General features: G+C 62.9%; 18 protein-coding genes. 14 read left to right on the top strand and 4 right to left on the bottom strand.

Annotated features, from left to right (window positions below):
• The first annotated feature begins 23 nt into the window (after positions 1-23).
• Genes bioB through bioD form a run of 5 tightly spaced genes read left to right on the top strand, consistent with a single transcriptional unit; the run spans position 24 to position 4588 of the window.
• The gene (gene bioB, locus IFU31_RS10420; RefSeq protein ID WP_122480412.1) at positions 24-1082 is read left to right on the top strand and encodes a biotin synthase BioB; all 1059 of its coding nucleotides are present in this window, start codon (positions 24-26) and stop codon (positions 1080-1082) included.
• Positions 1083-1134: 52 nt separating this feature from the next.
• On the top strand, positions 1135-2307 hold the full coding sequence (gene bioF / locus IFU31_RS10415; protein ID WP_192102854.1) for an 8-amino-7-oxononanoate synthase: 1173 nt from the start codon (positions 1135-1137) through the stop codon (positions 2305-2307).
• Positions 2300-3031 carry an alpha/beta fold hydrolase gene (locus IFU31_RS10410; protein WP_192102853.1) on the top strand — a complete coding sequence of 244 codons (732 nt, stop codon included), beginning with the start codon at positions 2300-2302 and terminating at the stop codon, positions 3029-3031. The genes bioF and IFU31_RS10410 overlap by 8 nt, the downstream gene beginning before the upstream one ends.
• 34 nt (positions 3032-3065) lie before the next feature.
• Positions 3066-3911, top strand: a complete 846-nt coding sequence (gene bioC / locus IFU31_RS10405) for a malonyl-ACP O-methyltransferase BioC (RefSeq protein WP_192102969.1) — start codon at positions 3066-3068, stop codon at positions 3909-3911.
• On the top strand, positions 3908-4588 hold the full coding sequence (gene bioD / locus IFU31_RS10400; RefSeq protein WP_192102968.1) for a dethiobiotin synthase: 681 nt from the start codon (positions 3908-3910) through the stop codon (positions 4586-4588). Before bioC ends, bioD begins: the two co-directional genes overlap by 4 nt.
• Positions 4589-4594: 6 nt before the next feature.
• On the opposite strand, the gene IFU31_RS10395 is transcribed toward bioD, so the two are convergent.
• Both IFU31_RS10395 and IFU31_RS10390 read right to left on the bottom strand, forming a co-directional pair.
• Positions 4595-4981 carry a PIN domain-containing protein gene (locus tag IFU31_RS10395; RefSeq protein ID WP_192102852.1) on the bottom strand — a complete coding sequence of 129 codons (387 nt, stop codon included), beginning with the start codon at positions 4979-4981 and terminating at the stop codon, positions 4595-4597.
• On the bottom strand, positions 4978-5217 hold the full coding sequence (locus tag IFU31_RS10390) for a type II toxin-antitoxin system Phd/YefM family antitoxin (protein WP_122480418.1): 240 nt from the start codon (positions 5215-5217) through the stop codon (positions 4978-4980). The genes IFU31_RS10395 and IFU31_RS10390 overlap by 4 nt, the downstream gene beginning before the upstream one ends.
• Positions 5218-5435: 218 nt before the next feature.
• On the opposite strand from IFU31_RS10390, the gene IFU31_RS10385 reads away from it, so the two are divergent.
• The 3 genes from IFU31_RS10385 to rarD all read left to right on the top strand — a co-directional run bounded on the left by IFU31_RS10385 (position 5436) and on the right by rarD (position 9384).
• Positions 5436-7337 (top strand): PhoX family protein, encoded by a 1902-nt coding sequence (locus IFU31_RS10385; RefSeq protein ID WP_192102851.1) that lies wholly within the window; start codon positions 5436-5438, stop codon positions 7335-7337.
• A gap of 75 nt (positions 7338-7412) precedes the next feature.
• Positions 7413-8387 (top strand): serine/threonine protein kinase, encoded by a 975-nt coding sequence (locus tag IFU31_RS10380; protein WP_122714579.1) that lies wholly within the window; start codon positions 7413-7415, stop codon positions 8385-8387.
• A 109-nt stretch (positions 8388-8496) separates the two neighbouring features.
• Complete coding sequence (gene rarD, locus IFU31_RS10375; protein ID WP_122480420.1) at positions 8497-9384, top strand: EamA family transporter RarD; 888 nt, start codon at positions 8497-8499, stop codon at positions 9382-9384.
• 224 nt (positions 9385-9608) lie between these two features.
• Here the strand turns inward: rarD and IFU31_RS10370 are convergent, their stop codons facing one another.
• Positions 9609-10055 (bottom strand): response regulator, encoded by a 447-nt coding sequence (locus IFU31_RS10370; protein ID WP_192055805.1) that lies wholly within the window; start codon positions 10053-10055, stop codon positions 9609-9611.
• A 162-nt stretch (positions 10056-10217) separates the two neighbouring features.
• Here IFU31_RS10370 and IFU31_RS10365 point away from each other — a divergent pair, with 162 nt between their 5' ends.
• The 6 genes from IFU31_RS10365 to IFU31_RS10340 all read left to right on the top strand — a co-directional run bounded on the left by IFU31_RS10365 (position 10218) and on the right by IFU31_RS10340 (position 17110).
• Positions 10218-12161 carry a putative nucleotidyltransferase substrate binding domain-containing protein gene (locus IFU31_RS10365; protein ID WP_192059015.1) on the top strand — a complete coding sequence of 648 codons (1944 nt, stop codon included), beginning with the start codon at positions 10218-10220 and terminating at the stop codon, positions 12159-12161.
• Entirely contained in the window at positions 12158-12865 is a 708-nt protein-coding gene (locus tag IFU31_RS10360; RefSeq protein WP_192102850.1) for an exonuclease domain-containing protein, read from the top strand. The genes IFU31_RS10365 and IFU31_RS10360 overlap by 4 nt, the downstream gene beginning before the upstream one ends.
• Positions 12866-13008: 143 nt before the next feature.
• Positions 13009-14133 carry a PepSY-associated TM helix domain-containing protein gene (locus tag IFU31_RS10355; RefSeq protein WP_185794953.1) on the top strand — a complete coding sequence of 375 codons (1125 nt, stop codon included), beginning with the start codon at positions 13009-13011 and terminating at the stop codon, positions 14131-14133.
• Complete coding sequence (locus IFU31_RS10350) at positions 14130-14312, top strand: hypothetical protein (RefSeq protein ID WP_192102987.1); 183 nt, start codon at positions 14130-14132, stop codon at positions 14310-14312. Before IFU31_RS10355 ends, IFU31_RS10350 begins: the two co-directional genes overlap by 4 nt.
• Before the next feature lie 329 nt (positions 14313-14641).
• A complete protein-coding gene (locus IFU31_RS10345) occupies positions 14642-16336 on the top strand; it encodes an ATP-binding cassette domain-containing protein (RefSeq protein WP_192102849.1) in 1695 nt (564 codons plus the stop codon).
• A gap of 150 nt (positions 16337-16486) precedes the next feature.
• Complete coding sequence (locus tag IFU31_RS10340; protein ID WP_244657661.1) at positions 16487-17110, top strand: glutathione S-transferase; 624 nt, start codon at positions 16487-16489, stop codon at positions 17108-17110.
• A gap of 137 nt (positions 17111-17247) precedes the next feature.
• On the opposite strand, the gene rloA2 is transcribed toward IFU31_RS10340, so the two are convergent.
• The gene (gene rloA2, locus IFU31_RS10335; RefSeq protein WP_192055815.1) at positions 17248-17751 is read right to left on the bottom strand and encodes a retropepsin-like aspartic peptidase RloA2; all 504 of its coding nucleotides are present in this window, start codon (positions 17749-17751) and stop codon (positions 17248-17250) included.
• Positions 17752-17821: the final 70 nt, after the last annotated feature.

Below are 17821 nucleotides of genomic sequence, written 5' to 3'. Positions count from 1 at the left end.
CAAGCATAAACAAGGAATCGCCGATGAGCGCCAGTACAACTGCAACCGTTCGTCACGACTGGACCCTGGCCGAGGTCAAGGCGCTGTTCGTGCAGCCGTTCAACGACCTGCTGTTCCAGGCGCAAAGCGTGCACCGGGCGCATTTCGACCCCAATCGGGTCCAGGTCTCGACCCTGCTGTCGATCAAGACCGGCGCCTGCCCCGAGGACTGCAAGTACTGCCCGCAATCGGGGCACTACAACACAGGGCTGGAAAAAGAAAAGCTGATGGAAGTGCAGAAGGTGCTCGAGGAAGCCGCCCGCGCCAAGGCCATCGGTTCGACGCGATTCTGCATGGGCGCGGCCTGGAAACACCCTTCGGCCAAGGACATGCCCTACGTGTTGCAAATGGTTGCCGGGGTCAAGGCGCTGGGCCTGGAAACCTGCATGACCCTGGGGCGCCTGGACGAAGACCAGACCAAGGCGCTGGCCCAGGCCGGCCTCGACTACTACAACCACAACCTGGACACCTCGCCGGAGTTCTACGCCAGCATCATCACCACCCGCACCTACAGCGAACGCCTGCAGACCCTGGCCCACGTGCGCGACGCCGGCATGAAGATCTGCTCCGGCGGCATCCTGGGCATGGGCGAGTCGCTGGACGACCGCGCCGGGCTGCTGATCCAGTTGGCCAACCTGCCCGAGCATCCCGAGTCGGTGCCGATCAACATGCTGGTGAAAGTGGCCGGTACACCGCTGGAAAACGCCGAGGATATCGACCCGTTCGATTTCATCCGCATGCTCGCCGTGGCGCGCATTCTCATGCCGCAGTCCCATGTGCGCCTTTCCGCCGGGCGCGAAGCGATGAACGAACAGATGCAGGCACTGGCTTTCCTGGCCGGGGCCAACTCGATCTTCTATGGCGACAAGCTGTTGACCACGGCCAACCCGCAGGCAGACAAGGACATGCAGTTGTTCGCCCGCCTGGGGATCGCTCCCGAAGCTCGTGAAGAACACGCCGACGAGGTCCATCAAGCGGCCATCGAACAGGCCCTGGTCGAGCAGAAGAGCAGCGACCTGTTCTACGACGCCGCGTCCGCCTGACCCTGCGCCGGCCCCAGCGGCCGGCGTTCACCCCCTGCCATTCGAGGCCTGCATGCCCTTCGACCTCAGCGCGCGCCTGGCCGAGCGCCACGCCGCCGACCTCTATCGTCAGCGTCCATTGCTGCAAAGCCCGCAGGGGCCATGCGTGGTGGTCGATGGCCAACCGCTGCTGGCTTTCTGCAGCAACGACTACCTGGGCCTGGCCAACCACCCCGAAGTGATCAAGGCCTGGCGCGAGGGCGCCGAGCGCTGGGGCGTGGGCGGTGGAGCATCGCATCTGGTGGTCGGTCACAGCAGCCCTCACCACGCGCTGGAAGAGGCCTTGGCCGAATTGACCGGGCGTCCGCGGGCGTTGCTGTTTTCCACCGGCTACATGGCTAACCTGGGGGCGGTCACCGCCCTGGTGGGGCAAGGCGATACCGTGCTGCAGGACCGGCTCAACCACGCCTCGCTGCTAGACGCCGGGCTGCTCAGCGGCGCGCGCTTCAGCCGTTACCTGCACAACGATGCCGCCAGCCTGGAAACGCGCCTCGACAAAGCCACCGGCAATACGCTGGTGGTGACCGATGGCGTCTTCAGCATGGACGGTGACCTTGCCGAGCTGCCGCAACTGGCCGCTTCGGCCCGCGCCAAGGGTGCCTGGCTGATGGTCGACGATGCCCACGGGTTCGGTGCGCTAGGCGCCACCGGTGGCGGTATCGTCGAACACTTCGGGTTGGGGTTGGACGATGTGCAGGTGCTGGTCGGGACCTTGGGCAAGGGCTTCGGCACTGCGGGCGCCTTCGTAGCCGGCAGCGAGGAACTGATCGAGACGCTGGTGCAGTTCGCCCGGCCCTACATCTACACCACCAGCCAGCCACCGGCGCTGGCCTGCGCCACGTTGCGCAGCCTGCAGCTGCTGCGCAGCGAGCACTGGCGGCGCGAGCACCTGGCGACCCTGATCGCGCAGTTCAGACAGGGCGCTGCCCGGTTGGGCCTGACCTTGATGGACAGCTTCACGCCCATTCAACCCATTCTCATCGGCGACGCCGGGCGAGCCCTGCATTTGTCGCGGCTGTTGCGCGAGCGCGGAGTGCTGGTGACGGCCATTCGCCCGCCAACAGTGCCTGTCGGCAGTGCGCGATTGCGGGTCACGCTTTCGGCCGCTCACAGCAGTGCCCAAGTGCAGCGACTGCTCGATGCGCTGGCTGAGTGCTACCCGTTGCTGGGAGCTGAACATGCTTGATCGCTTGATCCTGCTACCTGGCTGGGGCCTGGGCAACGGTGCTTTGGATCCCCTGGTCGCCGCCTTGCGAGGGCTCGCTGAACCCGTGCAGGCGCGGATCGAAGCCTTGCCCGAGCCCGGTTCCATCCAGCTTTCCGACTGGCTCGACGCGCTCGACGAACGCCTGCCGGACGGTGTCTGGCTGGGCGGCTGGTCGCTGGGAGGCATGCTTGCTGCCGAACTGGCGGCGCGCCGTGGCGAGCGCTGTCGTGGCTTGCTGACGCTGGCCAGCAACCCCTGTTTCGTGGCCCGCGCCGACTGGCCGGAGGCGATGCCCGCTAAGACGTTCGAAGCGTTTCTGGCCGCTTGCGAGGCGGATCCGAAAAACCTGCTGAAGCGCTTCGCGTCGCTTTGTGCGCAAGGCGCTGCTGATCCGCGCGGGCTTTCTCGGCGACTGGCGGTTGCTGAGCCGACTTCGACACAGACGTTGGTGGAGGGCCTGCATGTGCTGGCGGAGCTGGATACCCGGGCCGCGTTGCAGGCGTTTGCCGGGCCGCAACTGCACCTGTTTGCCGGGAACGATTCGCTGGTGCCTGTTGGTGCCGTAAGCGCGTTGCGGGAGCTGCTGCCAGAGGCGGAGATCGGCCTGGTCGAGCAGACCAGCCATGCGTTCATGCTGGAGGACTCGCAAAGGGTCGCCGGTGCAATTCAGGCCTTCCTGCGTGAGCGAGGTTTTGATGAATAACGGCAAGGGTGTTGCGTTTGGCGCACGTTTGGCGATGGTAGATGACGCGGCTTGCGCCGCTGCTACAGGGGCCGAGGCGGGGTCTGCGTTGCCGGACAAGCGGCGGGTGGCGGCTTCCTTTTCCAAGGCAGCGGCGAGTTACGACAGCGTCGCGCAGTTGCAACGCGACGTTGGGCACGCGCTGCTCGCACGCCTGCCGACCGGTCTGCAACCCTCGCAATGGCTCGACTTGGGCAGCGGCACGGGCTATTTCAGCCGCGCCCTGGCGCAGCGTTTTCCCGAGGTCGCCGGCGTGGCGCTGGACATTGCCGAAGGCATGCTGACCCACGCCCGCGCCCAGGGCGGCACCTCTTGGCATGTGGCCGGAGATGCCGAGCAACTGCCGTTGCGCAATGGCAGCTGTGGCCTGATCTATTCCAGCCTGGCGGTGCAATGGTGCAGCGACTTCGCCGCGGTGCTTGCCGAGGCCCACCGAACACTGCAGCCCGGTGGCGTGCTGGCATTCGCCAGCCTGTGCGCGGGCACGCTGCACGAGCTGCGCCAGAGCTGGCGCGCAGTGGATGGCCGGGTGCACGTCAACCGCTTCCGTGAGTTCGCCGACTACCAGCGCCTGTGCGCCAACAGCGGTCTGGAGGTACTGAGCCTGGATAACGTGCCCCATGTGCTGCACTACGCGGACGTGCGCGGCCTGACCCATGAACTCAAGGCGCTGGGCGCGCACAATCTCAACCCCGGCCGACCCGACGGCCTGACCGGCCGCGCGCGCATGCTTGGTCTGCTGCAAGCCTATGAAGCCTTTCGTGCACCCCAGGGGCTGCCAGCCACTTACCAGGTGGTCTACGCTGTGCTGCGCAAACCCGTCGAGCAAGGACAATTCTGATGAGCGCCTATTTCATCGCCGGTACCGACACGGACATCGGCAAGACCACGGTGGCGGCCGGCCTGCTGCACGCCGCCCGGCTCAAGGGCCTCAGTACGCTGGGTGCCAAACCCGTCGCCTCGGGCTGCGATGTCACACCCAAGGGCCTGCGCAACAGTGATGCGCTGGCCTTGATGGCGCAGAGTTCGATCAGCCTGGAATATGCGCAGGTCAATCCAGTGGCCTTCGAACCGGCGATCGCTCCACACATTGCCGCTCGCGAGGCTGGCGTGGCGCTGACGGTTGGATCGTTGCTGGCGCCCATGCGCCACGTGCTGGCCCAGCAGGCAGACTTCACCCTGATCGAAGGCGCCGGCGGCTGGCGCGTGCCGCTGTCCGACCAGGCCAACCTGTCGGACTTGGCCATTGCCCTGAAACTGCCGGTGATTCTGGTGGTGGGCGTGCGCCTGGGCGCCATCAGCCATGCGCTGCTCAGTGCGGAAGCGATCGCCCGCGACGGCCTGCAGCTGGCCGGCTGGGTGGCCAACATCATCGAACCGAAAACCTCACGCCTGGAAGATAACCTCGCCACCCTGGCCGAACGCATGCCAGCGCCCTGCCTGGGTCGCGTGCCCTACCTGAAGGACGCCAGTGCCCAAAGCGTTGCCGAGCATCTGCATCTGGAGCTTATTGGGTAGGACGATTCAAACGTGCAATGCGGGTGTGCCGTATTGGCTCAACAATGCGTCGGCCGTCAGTAACTGCATGCTCTCGAGGGTAGCCTGGGCGAATAGCAGGCGATCGAACGGATCGCGATGAATGGGCGGCAGTTTTTCCACGGCCATGCCATGGGCTGCAGTGATGGGTAGCTCGCTGTAGCCATTGAGCAATAGCTGCCGGCGCAGACGCGCCGTATCGATGACCGTGGCGCTGCGGCTCAGACCGTTCTTGATGGCCACTTCCCACAGGCTCGCTGCGCTGAAGTACACCTCGTGATCCATATTGCCGATCAACGATCGAGCACTTGCTGAAAGCATCGGGCTGTCCTTGGCAACCCAGATCAGGATATGCGTGTCGAGCAGTAACTTCACACCTTGCCCTCGAAGAGATTGGCGACCTCAATGTCCAGCTCATCAAAGTCTTCGGGTACCTCCAGGTCAAGCATGAAACCGATACGCTTTGCTTCACCCGCTAGTGGCGTGTCATAAGCCACCAGCCGGGCAACCGGCTTGCCGGCTTTGGCAATGACGACCACTTCACCGGCCGCAGCTTGATCCAGTAGCCGGGACAGATTGCTTTTGGCATCGTGAACATTGTGAATGGCCATCGGTGGCGACTCCTTTGTACAGGTGACTACAGTGTATCTTAGCCCATCTGGTTAGCTAATTCTCTTGTGCGCATTCATGCTGGCTTTGCACCGTGGTTCCCCCCCGTATTGCTGTATTCGGAAACATTTCTGCACGCACGCATCGGCACACCCCCTGCCTGCAACCTGTTCGTCATAATCCCTCCTTAAGGTACTCGCTGACCTGAAGGGAGATGATCATGAGCCTATTAGAAGAACATCAAGCCACCGACCTGGAAAAGATCACCGGCCTGAGCCGTCGTCGCTTCATCGGTGCTGGCGCATTGTGCGGTGCCGCAATGTTCATGGGCGGTAACCTGCTGACCCGCACGGCCATGGCCAGCGCCGTGAGCGCCGGTAACAGCGGCCTGCTCGGTTTCACCGGCATTGCGGCTGCCACCAGCGACACCATCAGCCTGCCGCCAGGCTATCGGGCCAGCGTGCTGATCAGCTGGGGGCAACCCCTGCAAGCCGGCGGCCCTGCGTTCGACCCCAGCGGCAACGGCAGCGCCGAAGCCCAGGAAGTGCAGTTCGGCGACAACAACGATGGCATGAGTCTGTTCCCCTTCCCCAACGACGCCAATCGCGCGTTGATGGCCATCAACAACGAATACACCAACTACCGCTACCTCTACGCCCACGGCGGCAGCCCGCAGTCGGCTGAAGAGGTGCGCAAGGCCCTGGCCTGCGAAGGCCTGTCGGTGATCGAGATCCAGCGCAAGGCCGGCCACTGGCACTTCGTCCAGGGCTCGCAGTACAACCGCCGCGTTCACGGCAACACGCCGATCCGCGTCAGCGGGCCAGCCGCAGGCGACGCTCTGCTCAAGACCGCCGCCGACAGCACCGGGCAACTGGTGCATGGCACGTTCCAGAACTGTGCCAATGGCAAGACGCCCTGGGGCACCTACCTCACGTGCGAAGAAAACTTTACCGACTGCTTCGGCAGCACCGACGCAACGCTGGCGTTCACCCCGGCGCAGAAACGCTACGGCGTGGTCGCGGCCAGCAAGGAAATCAATTGGCACCCCCACGATCCGCGCTTCGACATGGCGCGCAACCCCAACGAACTCAACCGTCATGGCTGGGTCGTGGAAGTGGACCCGTTCGACCCCACCGCCATGCCGGTCAAGCGCACCGCACTAGGTCGCTTCAAGCATGAGAACGCAGCCCTGGCCGAAACCCGCGACGGGCATGCCGTGGTGTACATGGGCGACGACGAGCGCGGCGAATTCATCTACAAATTCATCAGCCGCGATCGCATCGACCACCACAACCCCAAGGCCAATCGTGACCTGCTCGACCACGGCACACTGTACGTTGCGCGTTTCGACGACGGCGACGGCAACCCCGACCACCCCAAGGGCCGTGGCCAATGGCTGGAGCTGACCCATGGCAAGCACGGCCTGGATGCCAGCAAAGGCTTTGCCAGCCAGGCCGAGGTACTGATCCACGCGCGACTGGCTGCCACCGTCATGCAGGCCACGCGCATGGACCGTCCCGAGTGGATCGTGGTCAGCCCGAAAGATGGCCAGGTCTATTGCACCCTGACCAACAACGTCAAACGCGGTGACGACGGCCAACCGGTCGGCGGCCCCAACCCGCGCGCGAAGAACGTCTACGGTCAGATCCTGCGCTGGCGCGAAAGCGGCGACGAGCACGGCGCCATGGAATTCGAGTGGGACCTGTTCCTGGTGGCCGGCAACCCCAGCGTGCACCCTGGCCAGGCCAAGGGCGGCTCGTCCAACATCAATCCGCAGAACATGTTCAACAGCCCCGATGGCCTGGCGTTCGACGATGCCGGTCGACTGTGGGTACAGACCGATGGCGACACCAGCAACGCGGGTGACTTCGCCGGCATGGGCAACAACCAGATGCTCTGCGCGGACCCGGCCAGCGGCGAGATCCGTCGCTTCATGGTCGGCCCGGTCGGCTGCGAAGTCACCGGCGTCAGCTTCGCCCCCGATCAACGCACCCTGTTCATCGGCATCCAGCATCCGGGTGAAAACGGTGGTTCGACCTTCCCCGAGCACCTGCCCAACGGCAAGCCGCGCTCCTCGGTGATTGCCATCAGCCGCGAGGATGGCGGGGTGATCGGCGCGTAACGCGCCACCGCTGCCGCCGCGTCTGCGCTACCATGGCGAGCCGGACGCGGCAGCCTGCCGCGCGCAGGAGTACGCATGGCCCACCCTTTTGAAACACTGACCCCAGACCTGGTGCTCGACGCCGTGGAAAGCATCGGCTTTCTCAGCGATGCCCGGGTGCTGGCGCTCAACAGCTACGAGAACCGCGTCTACCAGGTGGGCATCGAAGATGGCCAACCGCTGATTGCCAAGTTCTACCGTCCCGATCGCTGGACCAACGCGGCCATCCTCGAAGAACACGCCTTCACCGCCGAGCTGGCCGATTGCGAAGTGCCCGTGGTCGCCCCCATGGTGCATGAAGGCGAAACGCTGTTCGAGCACGCCGGTTTCCGCTTCACCCTGTTTCCTCGCCGCGGCGGCCGGGCGCCGGAGCCGGGCAATCTCGATCAGCTCTATCGCCTGGGCCAGCTGCTGGGCCGCCTGCATGCCGTGGGCGCCACACGCCCGTTCGAGCACCGCGAAGCGTTGGGGGTGCAGAATTTCGGCCACGATTCGCTGCAGACCTTGCTCGAAGGCAACCATGTACCGCGCAGCCTGCTGCCCGCCTACGAGTCGGTCGCCCGAGACCTGCTCAAGCGCGTGGAAGAGGTGTACAAGGCCACACCGCACCAGAACATCCGCATGCACGGCGACTGCCACCCGGGCAACATGATGTGCCGCGACGAAGTGTTTCATATCGTCGACCTCGACGATTGCCGCATGGGCCCGGCGGTTCAGGATCTGTGGATGATGCTCGCCGGCGACCGCCAGGAATGCCTCGGCCAGTTGTCCGAGCTGATGGACGGCTACCGCGAATTCCACGACTTCGATCCGCGTGAGCTGGCGCTGATCGAACCCCTGCGGGCGCTGCGCCTGATGCACTACAGCGCCTGGCTGGCGCGGCGCTGGGAAGATCCAGCCTTTCCGCGCAGCTTTCCCTGGTTCGGCACCGAGCGGTATTGGGGTGACCAGGTGCTGGCGCTGCGCGAGCAGCTGGCCGCACTCAATGAAGAGCCGCTGAAGCTGTTCTAGCCTGAAGCTGTGCCTGAAAGCAGTGCTCGCCTTTTTGTTTCCAATGGTTTGATGTGTAACAGTTACCGACCAGCGATTCGATATCGAAACCGTGCCAGCAGGGAGCTCCATGCAAGTCGCCAATCCCCGTCGGGGGTACATCCTGGGCCTGAGCGCCTACATCTGTTGGGGGTTCATCCCTCTCTACTTCAAGACCCTTGCGCACTACCCGGCCGTGGAGATCATCGCCCAGCGGGTGCTCTGGTCGGCGCTGCTGGGGTCGTTGCTGCTGCTGGTGTGGAAACACCCCGGCTGGCTGCGCGAATTGCGCGAGAACCCCGTACGCCTGGCGATACTGGTGGGCAGCGGTTGCCTGATCGCCGCCAACTGGCTGGTCTATGTGTGGGCGGTGAACAACGGTCGACTGCTCGAGGCCAGCCTGGGCTACTACATCAACCCGCTGCTCAACGTATTGCTCGGGCTGCTGATCCTGCGTGAGCGGCTGCGCCCGCTGCAATGGATCGCCGTGGCACTGGCGGCGACGGGGGTGGCGCAGCAGGTCTGGCAGGTGGGCAGCCTGCCATGGGTCTCATTGGCACTGGCCTTGACGTTCAGTTTCTACGGACTGATTCGCAAGCGGGCACCGGTGGCGGCGTTGCCGGGGTTGGTGATCGAAACCTGGTTGCTGGTACCGCTGGCCGCGGGCTGGCTGCTTTGGCACGGCGATGCCGTCAGTATCCAACCGGCCTTCTGGACCACCAGCGACGCGCTCTGGTTGATGGCTGCAGGGCCGATCACACTGGTGCCGCTGCTGTGCTTCAATGCCGCGGCGCGTCATTTGCCGTATACCACGCTGGGCTTCTTGCAGTACATCGCGCCAACGCTTGTGTTGCTGCTGGCCGTTCAGGTGTTCGGCGAACACCTGGCTCCCGCGACCTTGATGACGTTCATCTTCATCTGGGCGGGGCTGGCTATCTACAGTGTGGATATCTGGTGGAATCGACGCAAACGCGACTGATCAGAAAACGATCAACTGGCTGCAGGCCGCGCCGAGCTTGGTGTACAGCGATCTACGCCGAGGTTATCCACAGTCTGGTCCCCGTGGATTGTGCACAACATGCCGTAAATTGGCTGTTTTTTGAACGATTGCCTGTGGGCCTTGCAGGACGCGGCCTGCAGAGGGGTCGACACAGGTTATCCACAGGCAGGCGCAGGATAACCTTGGATAACCTGGGAGAGGCTTCAGATCAAGCCGAGCTCTTCGCGCGCCAGTTTTACCAGCAGGTCCAGGTCGATCGGCTTGAGGAGAAAATCCACCACGCTCAGGTGCATGGCAGTAATCGCATCCTTCACGCTGGCATCGCCTGAAATGATGATGATCGGCAGCGCCGCACGCTCCGACTCGCGTACTTCACGGATGAGGTCCAGGCCCGACTCGGGCCCCATGCGCAGGTCGGTGATCAACAGCCCGATGCCCCTGTTGGCGCGCAACTGCAGCATTGCGCCCATGGCGCTGTCGGCCTGCAGGCACTCGATGCCATGCAGCGCCAGAATCTGCGCGAGGACATCCCGCGTGTCGTCGTCATCATCCACTACCAGCACCAGCTGCGGCGGCAGCGCCTGCACCTGGCCCAGTTCGCTGAGCGCTTCACGCTCGGCATCGCTCAACAACAATTCGTGATCGGACATACGCTTCCCGTCATCCAGAACCTATCCATCTGGCCATTGCGCTCGATCCCGCCTTTTAGACTTACGTCCAATGGGCACCTTCGCCCATGCAGTCGACCATGGCCGAACGATAAAGACAAATCTCCCATAACAACAACTTCCGATTCGACCTATCGAGCGGTAATGGCCATGAGCAAAACCGACGCCTTCACCCAGGCGGGCAAGACCGCGGTGCTGCAGAACATCCACGGCACCGTGCAGTTCCTGCAACGCTTCCCACCGTTCAACCAGATGGAAAACGCCCACCTGGCGTACCTGGTCGAGCAGTGCCAGCTGCGCTTCTATGCCGGCGGTGAAAGCATCATCAAACCGGCCGATGGCGCTGTCGAGCATTTCTATATCGTCAAGCAGGGGCAGGTGGTGGGCGAGCGGCCGCACAGTGCGCGTCGCGGCACCGAAACCACGTTCGAGATCACTGCCGGCGAGTGCTTTCCGCTGGCCGCCCTGCTCGGCGAACGGGCCACGCGCACCGAGCATCTGGCAGCCGAAGACACCTTCTGCCTGCAATTGAACAAGCCGGCCTTCATCAAGCTGTTCGCGCTGTCGACGGTGTTCCGCGACTTCGCCCTGCGCGGGGTGAGCAGCCTGCTCGACCAGGTCAACCAGCAAGTGCAGCGCCAGGCCGTGGAAACCCTGGGCACCCAGTATTCGCTGAACACCCGACTGGGGGACCTTGCCATGCGCCACCCGGTGACCTGCTCAGGCTCTCTGCCGCTGCGCGACGCCGTGCGGCTGATGCACGAGCAGCAAGTGGGCAGCATCGTCATCGTCGATGACCTGAAGGCCCCCCAGGGCATTTTCACCCTGCGCGACCTGCGCCAGGCCGTGGCCGACGCGGCCACCGATTTCGGTGCGGGCATCGAGCGCTACATGATTCCGCGGCCCTTCCACCTCAGCCCCGAAGCCAGCGCCTTCGATGCTGCCGTGGCCATGACCGAACGACACATCGCCCATGTCTGTCTGGTGAAAGACCAGCGCCTGTGCGGCGTGGTCTCCGAGCGCGACCTGTTTTCCCTGCAGCGGGTGGATCTGGTGCACCTGGCACGCACCATTCGCCATGCGTCGCGCCTGGAACAACTGATTGCCTTGCGCGGGGAGATCAGCGCTCTGGTCGAGCGCATGCTGGCCCATGGCGCATCGTCGACGCAGATCACCCAGCTCATTACCTTACTCAACGATCACACCGTCTGCCGGGTGATCGAGCTGGTGCTGGAAGAGCGCGGTGATCCGGGCGTGCCTTTCAGTTGGCTGTGTTTCGGCAGTGAGGGCCGCCGCGAGCAGACCCTGCACACCGATCAGGACAACGGCATCGTCTTCGAAGCCCGCGACGCTGCCCACGCTGCCGAAATCCGCGGCAAGCTGCTGCCACTGGCGCACCAGATCAACCTGGCCCTGGCACAGTGCGGCTTCAGCCTGTGCTCGGGCAACGTCATGGCCAGCAACCCCGAGCTGTGCCTGTCGCGTCTGGAATGGGCACGGCGTTTCGCCGGCTTCATTCGCGAAGCGAGCCCGGAGAACCTGCTCAATTCGAGCATCTACTTCGACCTGCGCACGGTATGGGGCGATGATTCGGCGTGTGCGCAGTTGCGCCGCAGCGTGCTGGAGCAGGTGGCCGACAATCGCCTGTTCCAGCGCATGCTGGCGCAGAACGCCTTGCGCCAACGCCCACCGGTGGGGCGCTTTCGCGACTTCGTGCTGACCCGTCAAGGCAGCGACAAGGCAGCCACCCTGGACCTCAAGGTGCAAGGCCTGACGCCCTTCGTCGACGGCGCGCGCCTGCTGGCCCTGGCCAACGGCATCGACACCGGCAATACCCTGGAGCGCCTGCGCCAACTGGTGGCCAAGGAGGTCATCGACGCGCAGGACGGCGCCGCCTACGAAGAGGCGTACCATTTCATCCAGCAGACGCGCATGCAGCAGCATCAGGCCCAGGCTCGGCAGCACTTGCCCTACTCCAATCGCATCGACCCCGCCGAACTCAACCACCTGGACCGGCGCATCCTGCGCGAGTCGCTGCGTCAGGCCCAACGCCTGCAGGCCAGCCTGAGCCTGAGGTATCAACTGTGAATTTGTTCCCGTGGCGACGGCCACGCCCCACCCCGCTGGCAGTCGAGCTGCAGCAGCGCCTGCAAGGGTTGCCAGGCCCGCAGCCTTTGGCTGACTGCAGCCTGCGCGAACAGCGCTGGGTGGTGCTGGACCTGGAAACCAGTGGCTTGAACCTGAACAAGGACCAGGTGCTGTCGATCGGCGCGGTGGTCATCGAAGACGGCGCGGTGGACTTCTCTCAGCAGTTCGAACGCACATTGCTGCGCGAGCAACCTCGCCTGGGCGCCAGTGTGTTGATCCATGGCCTGGGGCCGGAAGCGATCGCCGCCGGCCAGGCGCCGGCAGACGCCCTGCTCGATTTCATGACCTTCGTCGGCGACAGCCCGCTGCTGGCGTTCCATGCACCGTTCGACGAGCACATGCTGGGCCGCGCGCTCAAGGACAGTCTGGGCTACACGTTGCAACACCCCTTCATCGATGTCGCCGAGCTGGCGCCGATGCTCTGCCCCGATGCGCTGCTGCGCGCAGCTGGACTGGACGACTGGACCATGCATTTCGGCCTGCAGGTCGGCGAGCGCCATCACGCCAGTGCCGATGCGCTGGTCACCGCGGAATTGGCCATGCTGCTGTTCAGCCGTGCGCGCCGCCAAGACCTGGACAGCCCCCGCGCCTTGGCCGAGAAAGTGAGCCAGTGGCGGCGGCGCCAGCAGAACCAGGTGTTCTGACCAGCGCAAAGGCGTGTATGCACCCGACCGCTACCCGACAGCGGTCGCCAGTATCGACTACAGGTGATAACGTCCTGGCACTCAACGCGCCATGACCCAGCCATCCCTGTGTGGACGGCTGGGTTCTTTTTGCAGGCCCTGAAATGAAAAGCACCACCATCCGCCGCTGGTCCTTCATCCACACCTGGACCAGCCTGATCTGCACCCTTTTCCTGCTGATGCTGGCCATCACTGGCCTGCCCCTGGTGTTCCATCACGAGATCGAACACCTGCTGGGCGATGCGCCACAGTTCCGCGAAATGCCTGCCAACACCCCTCAACTGGATCTGCAACAGCTGGTGGAAGCCGCCCAGGCCCATCGTGCGGGTGAGGTGGTGCAGTACTTCGGCTGGGACGAGGACGAGCCCCACGGTGTGCTGGCGATTACCGCTGCCACCGCCGACACCGAGCCCAATTCGTCGCACACCTTCATGCTCGATGCGCGTACCGGCGAAGCCGTGGAAACGCCCTCGGCCAACGGTGGCTTCATGATGGTCATGCTGCGCCTGCATGTGGACATGTATGCCGGCCTGCCCGGCAAGCTGTTGCTGGCGTTCATGGGTCTGCTGTTCGTGCTGGCGATCGTTTCCGGGGTGGTGCTGTATGCGCCGTTCATGCGCAAACTCACGTTTGGCACCGTGCGCAATCAGAAATCCACCCGCACCCGCTGGCTCGACCTGCACAACCTGATCGGCGTGGTCACCTTGACCTGGGCGCTGGTGGTGGGCGTGACGGGGGTGATCAGCGCCTGCGCCGACCTGCTGATCGGTGCCTGGCGGGCAGAAACCCTCAGCGCCTTGATCGAACCCTACCGCGACGCGCCACCGCTCAAACAACTGGCGCCCGCCACCCGCCTGTTGGACATCGCCCATGGCGCTGCGCCAGGCATGACACCCGACTTCATCGCCTTCCCCGGGACGCGCTTTTCCAGCGAACATCATTACGCGGTGTTCATGCAAGGCGGTACCCACCTGACCTCGCACCTGCTGACGCCAGTGCTGATCGACGCCACCACGCTGGACGTCACTGCCGTGGTCGAACGGCCTTGGTACATGGACGCCATGGGCCTGTCGCAGCCGCTGCACTTCGGCGATTACGGCGGCATGCCGATGCAGATCCTGTGGGCGGCGCTGGATGTATTGACCATCATCGTGCTGGGCAGTGGCGTGTACCTGTGGTGGGTCCGCCGCCGCGCCGCCAAGGCCTCTGGCGCAGAGGCCACGGCGTGACGAAAAGGAAGAAGTCGATGTTCTGGCCGGTGTTCCGCATTCCGCTGTTGGTCAGCGTGCTCGGCACCACCGGATTGTTCGCCGCCCTGTTGGGGGATGGCGGGTGGGATGCCCTGGCGTGGGTGGGGTTGGGGGTTCCTGCGGTGCTGGGGGTGTGGGGATTGGTGAGGAAGGGCTGAGCTGGGAGGAAGGAAGTTACCCCTGGTTAACTAGGCGGTAATGTTTTGTTTAACTTTATCATCCGAGCAACCGAAGTTTCCAAATCCTACACATCAAACCGTTCTACATCAAACAATCGAAGATCACGCCCTACTTTGAAGCTAATTACTCTGATAGCTCACTGTTAAATATCCTACAATTTTTCAGGACGCAGCACTGTGCGTTAACGTTGTATCGAATCAAACATAATGATATCTCTATCTGCCTCGCACTACGCCCACTGGTTTGCTCGGGCTAATTGTGCATTCAGCTCGTGAACAAACCAACATTGAAATGAGGCCCCATCGGTATGAGGCGTTTCCTGGCGCATGCAGTAACGCAAAGGCCAGCCCTGTTCGGGGCTACCTTGATCACGATATTCATCCTCAAGCTTTCGTTGTTTGCGCCTCCACTCTTGCTGGGTTCCATTATTGACAACCTGTCACTCGACAACAGCGGTGAAAACCTGGCGATACCTTATCTGCTCGGTGGTTATGCGTTGGTCATACTGGTGACAGCTGCGGTTGCACCCATCCAGACGTATGCCCTGACTCGACTGGTACAGCAGACGGTCAAGGATCGATCCATCAGCTGGCTAGCAGAAATCTTCAAGAAAGAATTCTGCGTCTTCGACAATCTGAGAATCGGCCATTTGATCAAATCGACGGACCGAGGCATTACCGCTCATGAGCAGATACTGAATTTCTTTGTCACCGTTGGGCTGCCCCTGATCATCGAGATCCTTGTCGTCAGCGTTCTGTTTGTGCACTTTGGCGGCGCCCAACTCTTTGCAGCGCTGTTGACGGCGTCATGCATCTATTTATATGTGTGCCACAGAATCATTCAGTGGCGGACTCGACATATCAACGACGTCAACGACAGCGAAGACGAAGTCTCTGAACGTCTGTTCAGCACGCTGCGCGCCGCACGGTCGATCAAGCTGGAAGGCGCGGCAGAACAAACGCTATCCCCGCTCAACCTCGCATTCGAGCGCTACGCGCGTTGCGCTACCACCGTCGCCAGTTCTGCCGCGGCGCTGGGGTCCGCGAAAATGCTCTTCATCGGGCTTTCCACGTGTGGACTTCTGGTGTGGGGCGTTCGAAACCAGGGGGTGACAAACCCGACATTGACCATCGGCGAGTTGGTTGCCCTGTGCTCGATTGCGGGTGGATTTCTCACCAACATATCGGGCATTGCCGAAGCCTATCGTTCGGCCCACCAGTTCATGGCTGACAGAGTGAAACTGCAGCAGACCCTCAGCCTTCCGCGATTCGATGGACCGGACCGATCCCTGGAACCTGGGACACCCCTCTTCTCCTCGTTGGAGTTGGCAGCATGCGAGGTGTCAGGCCGACATTTGACGCTCGACGCTTCCCTGCGATTCAAGTCCGATGAGAGCGTGGCCATCACGGGCCCCAGTGGTGCAGGCAAGTCAACACTGCTCGAGTTGCTGGCGGGTATGGATGCGGCGTATCGACAATATCTCTCTTTGAATGGTATCTGCGTCCAGCGTATCTGCGGCGCCTTGCAGCTGCGCGCGCTGCGCTACTGCCCGCAAAGTGCGGTATTTCTGCCGGGCGATCTGGAATCGGGCGTGATGTATGGCCATGCCGCCGGACCTGAACTGTTGAAGCAGGCCCGGCAACTATCATTGAGCGCACTCCTGAGCCAATTGAATCTCAACGACAACGCTTCCAACCTTTCCGGTGGACAGGCCAAGCGGCTTGGCCTGCTTCGCTTGTTGAACAGACCTGGACGCTTCAATCTTTTCGACGAGCCAACCGCTTCACTCGATCAGGAGCTGGCCATGGCAACGTGGGACACCCTGATGCATGCATTCAAAGGTAAAGGATTGATCTGCGTTACTCACGATATCGAAGCATTGGCGCGTTTCGACCGGGTTCTGGTTATTCAGCAGGGCAGAATCATTGCCGATGGGCCATGGCATCTGTTGAGAAAGAAGGCAGGTCTGCTCGAAGGCATAGCGGAAGTGACACAACGCTGAGCGATAGCCCTGTGTACAAGTTGAGCTGTGAACCTGCATTCCTGGCCAACGCACCCAATGTCGGAGAGCGTGGATCACGATCAAGCTGAGACGACTTGACCCCATCTCACAGCTGATACAGGGTGTTTCCTTATCCAAGGAGAACACCTCATGCCCGCCATGACGCTCTACCACAACCCCGCCTCCCCCTTTGCTCGCAAGGTCATGGTGCTGCTGCATGAGACCGGTCAGTTGGAGCGGGTCGCTCTGAAGACGGTGGCGTTGAGCCCTGTCAGCCCGGATGCTTCAGTGAACCATGATAACCCGGCCGGGAAGATTCCGGCGTTGGTACTCGAAGACGGCACTACGCTGCATGACAGTCGGGTGATCCTGGAGTATCTGGATCACCAGCATGTGGGCAACCCGCTGATCCCTCGGGAAGGGGCGTCGCGCTGGCGGCGGTTGACGGTGGCGTCATTGGCGGATGCGATGCTCGACGCGGCCGTGCTGATTCGCTACGAGAAGGCCCTGCGGCCGCCTGAGCTGCACTGGCCGTTGTGGCTGGATCATCAGGCGGAAAAGATCGAACGGGGACTGGCGTATCTGGAGGCCACGGCGGTCGCGGAGTTGAGCGCAGCGTTCGATATCGCGGCGATCGGCGTGGCCTGTGCGCTGGGGTATGTTGATTTTCGCATGCCGGAGTCTGGCTGGCGGCAGCGCTATCCGGAATTGGCAGGGTGGTATGCCGAGGTGAGTGAGCGCGAGTCGCTGCGCTCGACTGTGCCGTCGGCCTGACAGGCCGGGGTGCTCACGCGACCTCGCACCAGTCCTGTACCTCGAGTCCCTCGACAAAACGAAACGCCTTGTCACTGGCGACCAGTGTCATCCCGGTGGCAAGACTATGGGATGTGCCTCGCAAGCCACGCCCCGAATCAGCAGTCGGGCTTGTCGGCGACGAAGCGGCGGGCAGGGTTTACCGCGGCCTTGAATTCACGCAGGCCTTTGGCGCCGATCAGCAGGGGGTAGTTGAAGCTGCTGCGGTCTACCAGGTTGACCTCGATGGTGCGCTTGACGTCGCCCAGGCACAGCTCCAGGTCGACCACGGGGCGTTGCGAGACTTCGGTACCTTCACCATCGTCGTCTTCTTCGGCGCGGTTCTTGATCTTGCTCATGCGCGAGATCTTGTGCTCGTAAATCTTGTTGTCGGCATCCTTGGTGGCCAGGCGAAAGCGTACCCAGTCGTCGCCGTCGCGGGTGAACGTCTGGATGTCCTTGGCCGACAGCGACGCTGTCAGTGCGCCGGTGTCCATCTTGGCCTTGAGCGTCTGCCCGCCAATTTCGGGCAGCTTGATGTATTCATAGCGACCATACAGGGTCGGCTCTGCTGCCAGCGCGGGCAGGGCCAGTATGGACAACAGGGCGAGTACGTTCTTCACCTGGGATTCCTTCGGGGCAGTGTGCAATGCGCGCAGCATACCGAGATAAAAGTGAAACATTTGTTGACGA

The sequence above is a fragment of the Pseudomonas sp. CFBP 13602 genome (genome assembly GCF_014842725.1).
Lineage (GTDB): Bacteria > Pseudomonadota > Gammaproteobacteria > Pseudomonadales > Pseudomonadaceae > Aquipseudomonas > Aquipseudomonas baltica.
Note: the sequence above shows the minus strand (reverse complement) of the source record. Positions and strands in the feature narration are given on the sequence as shown.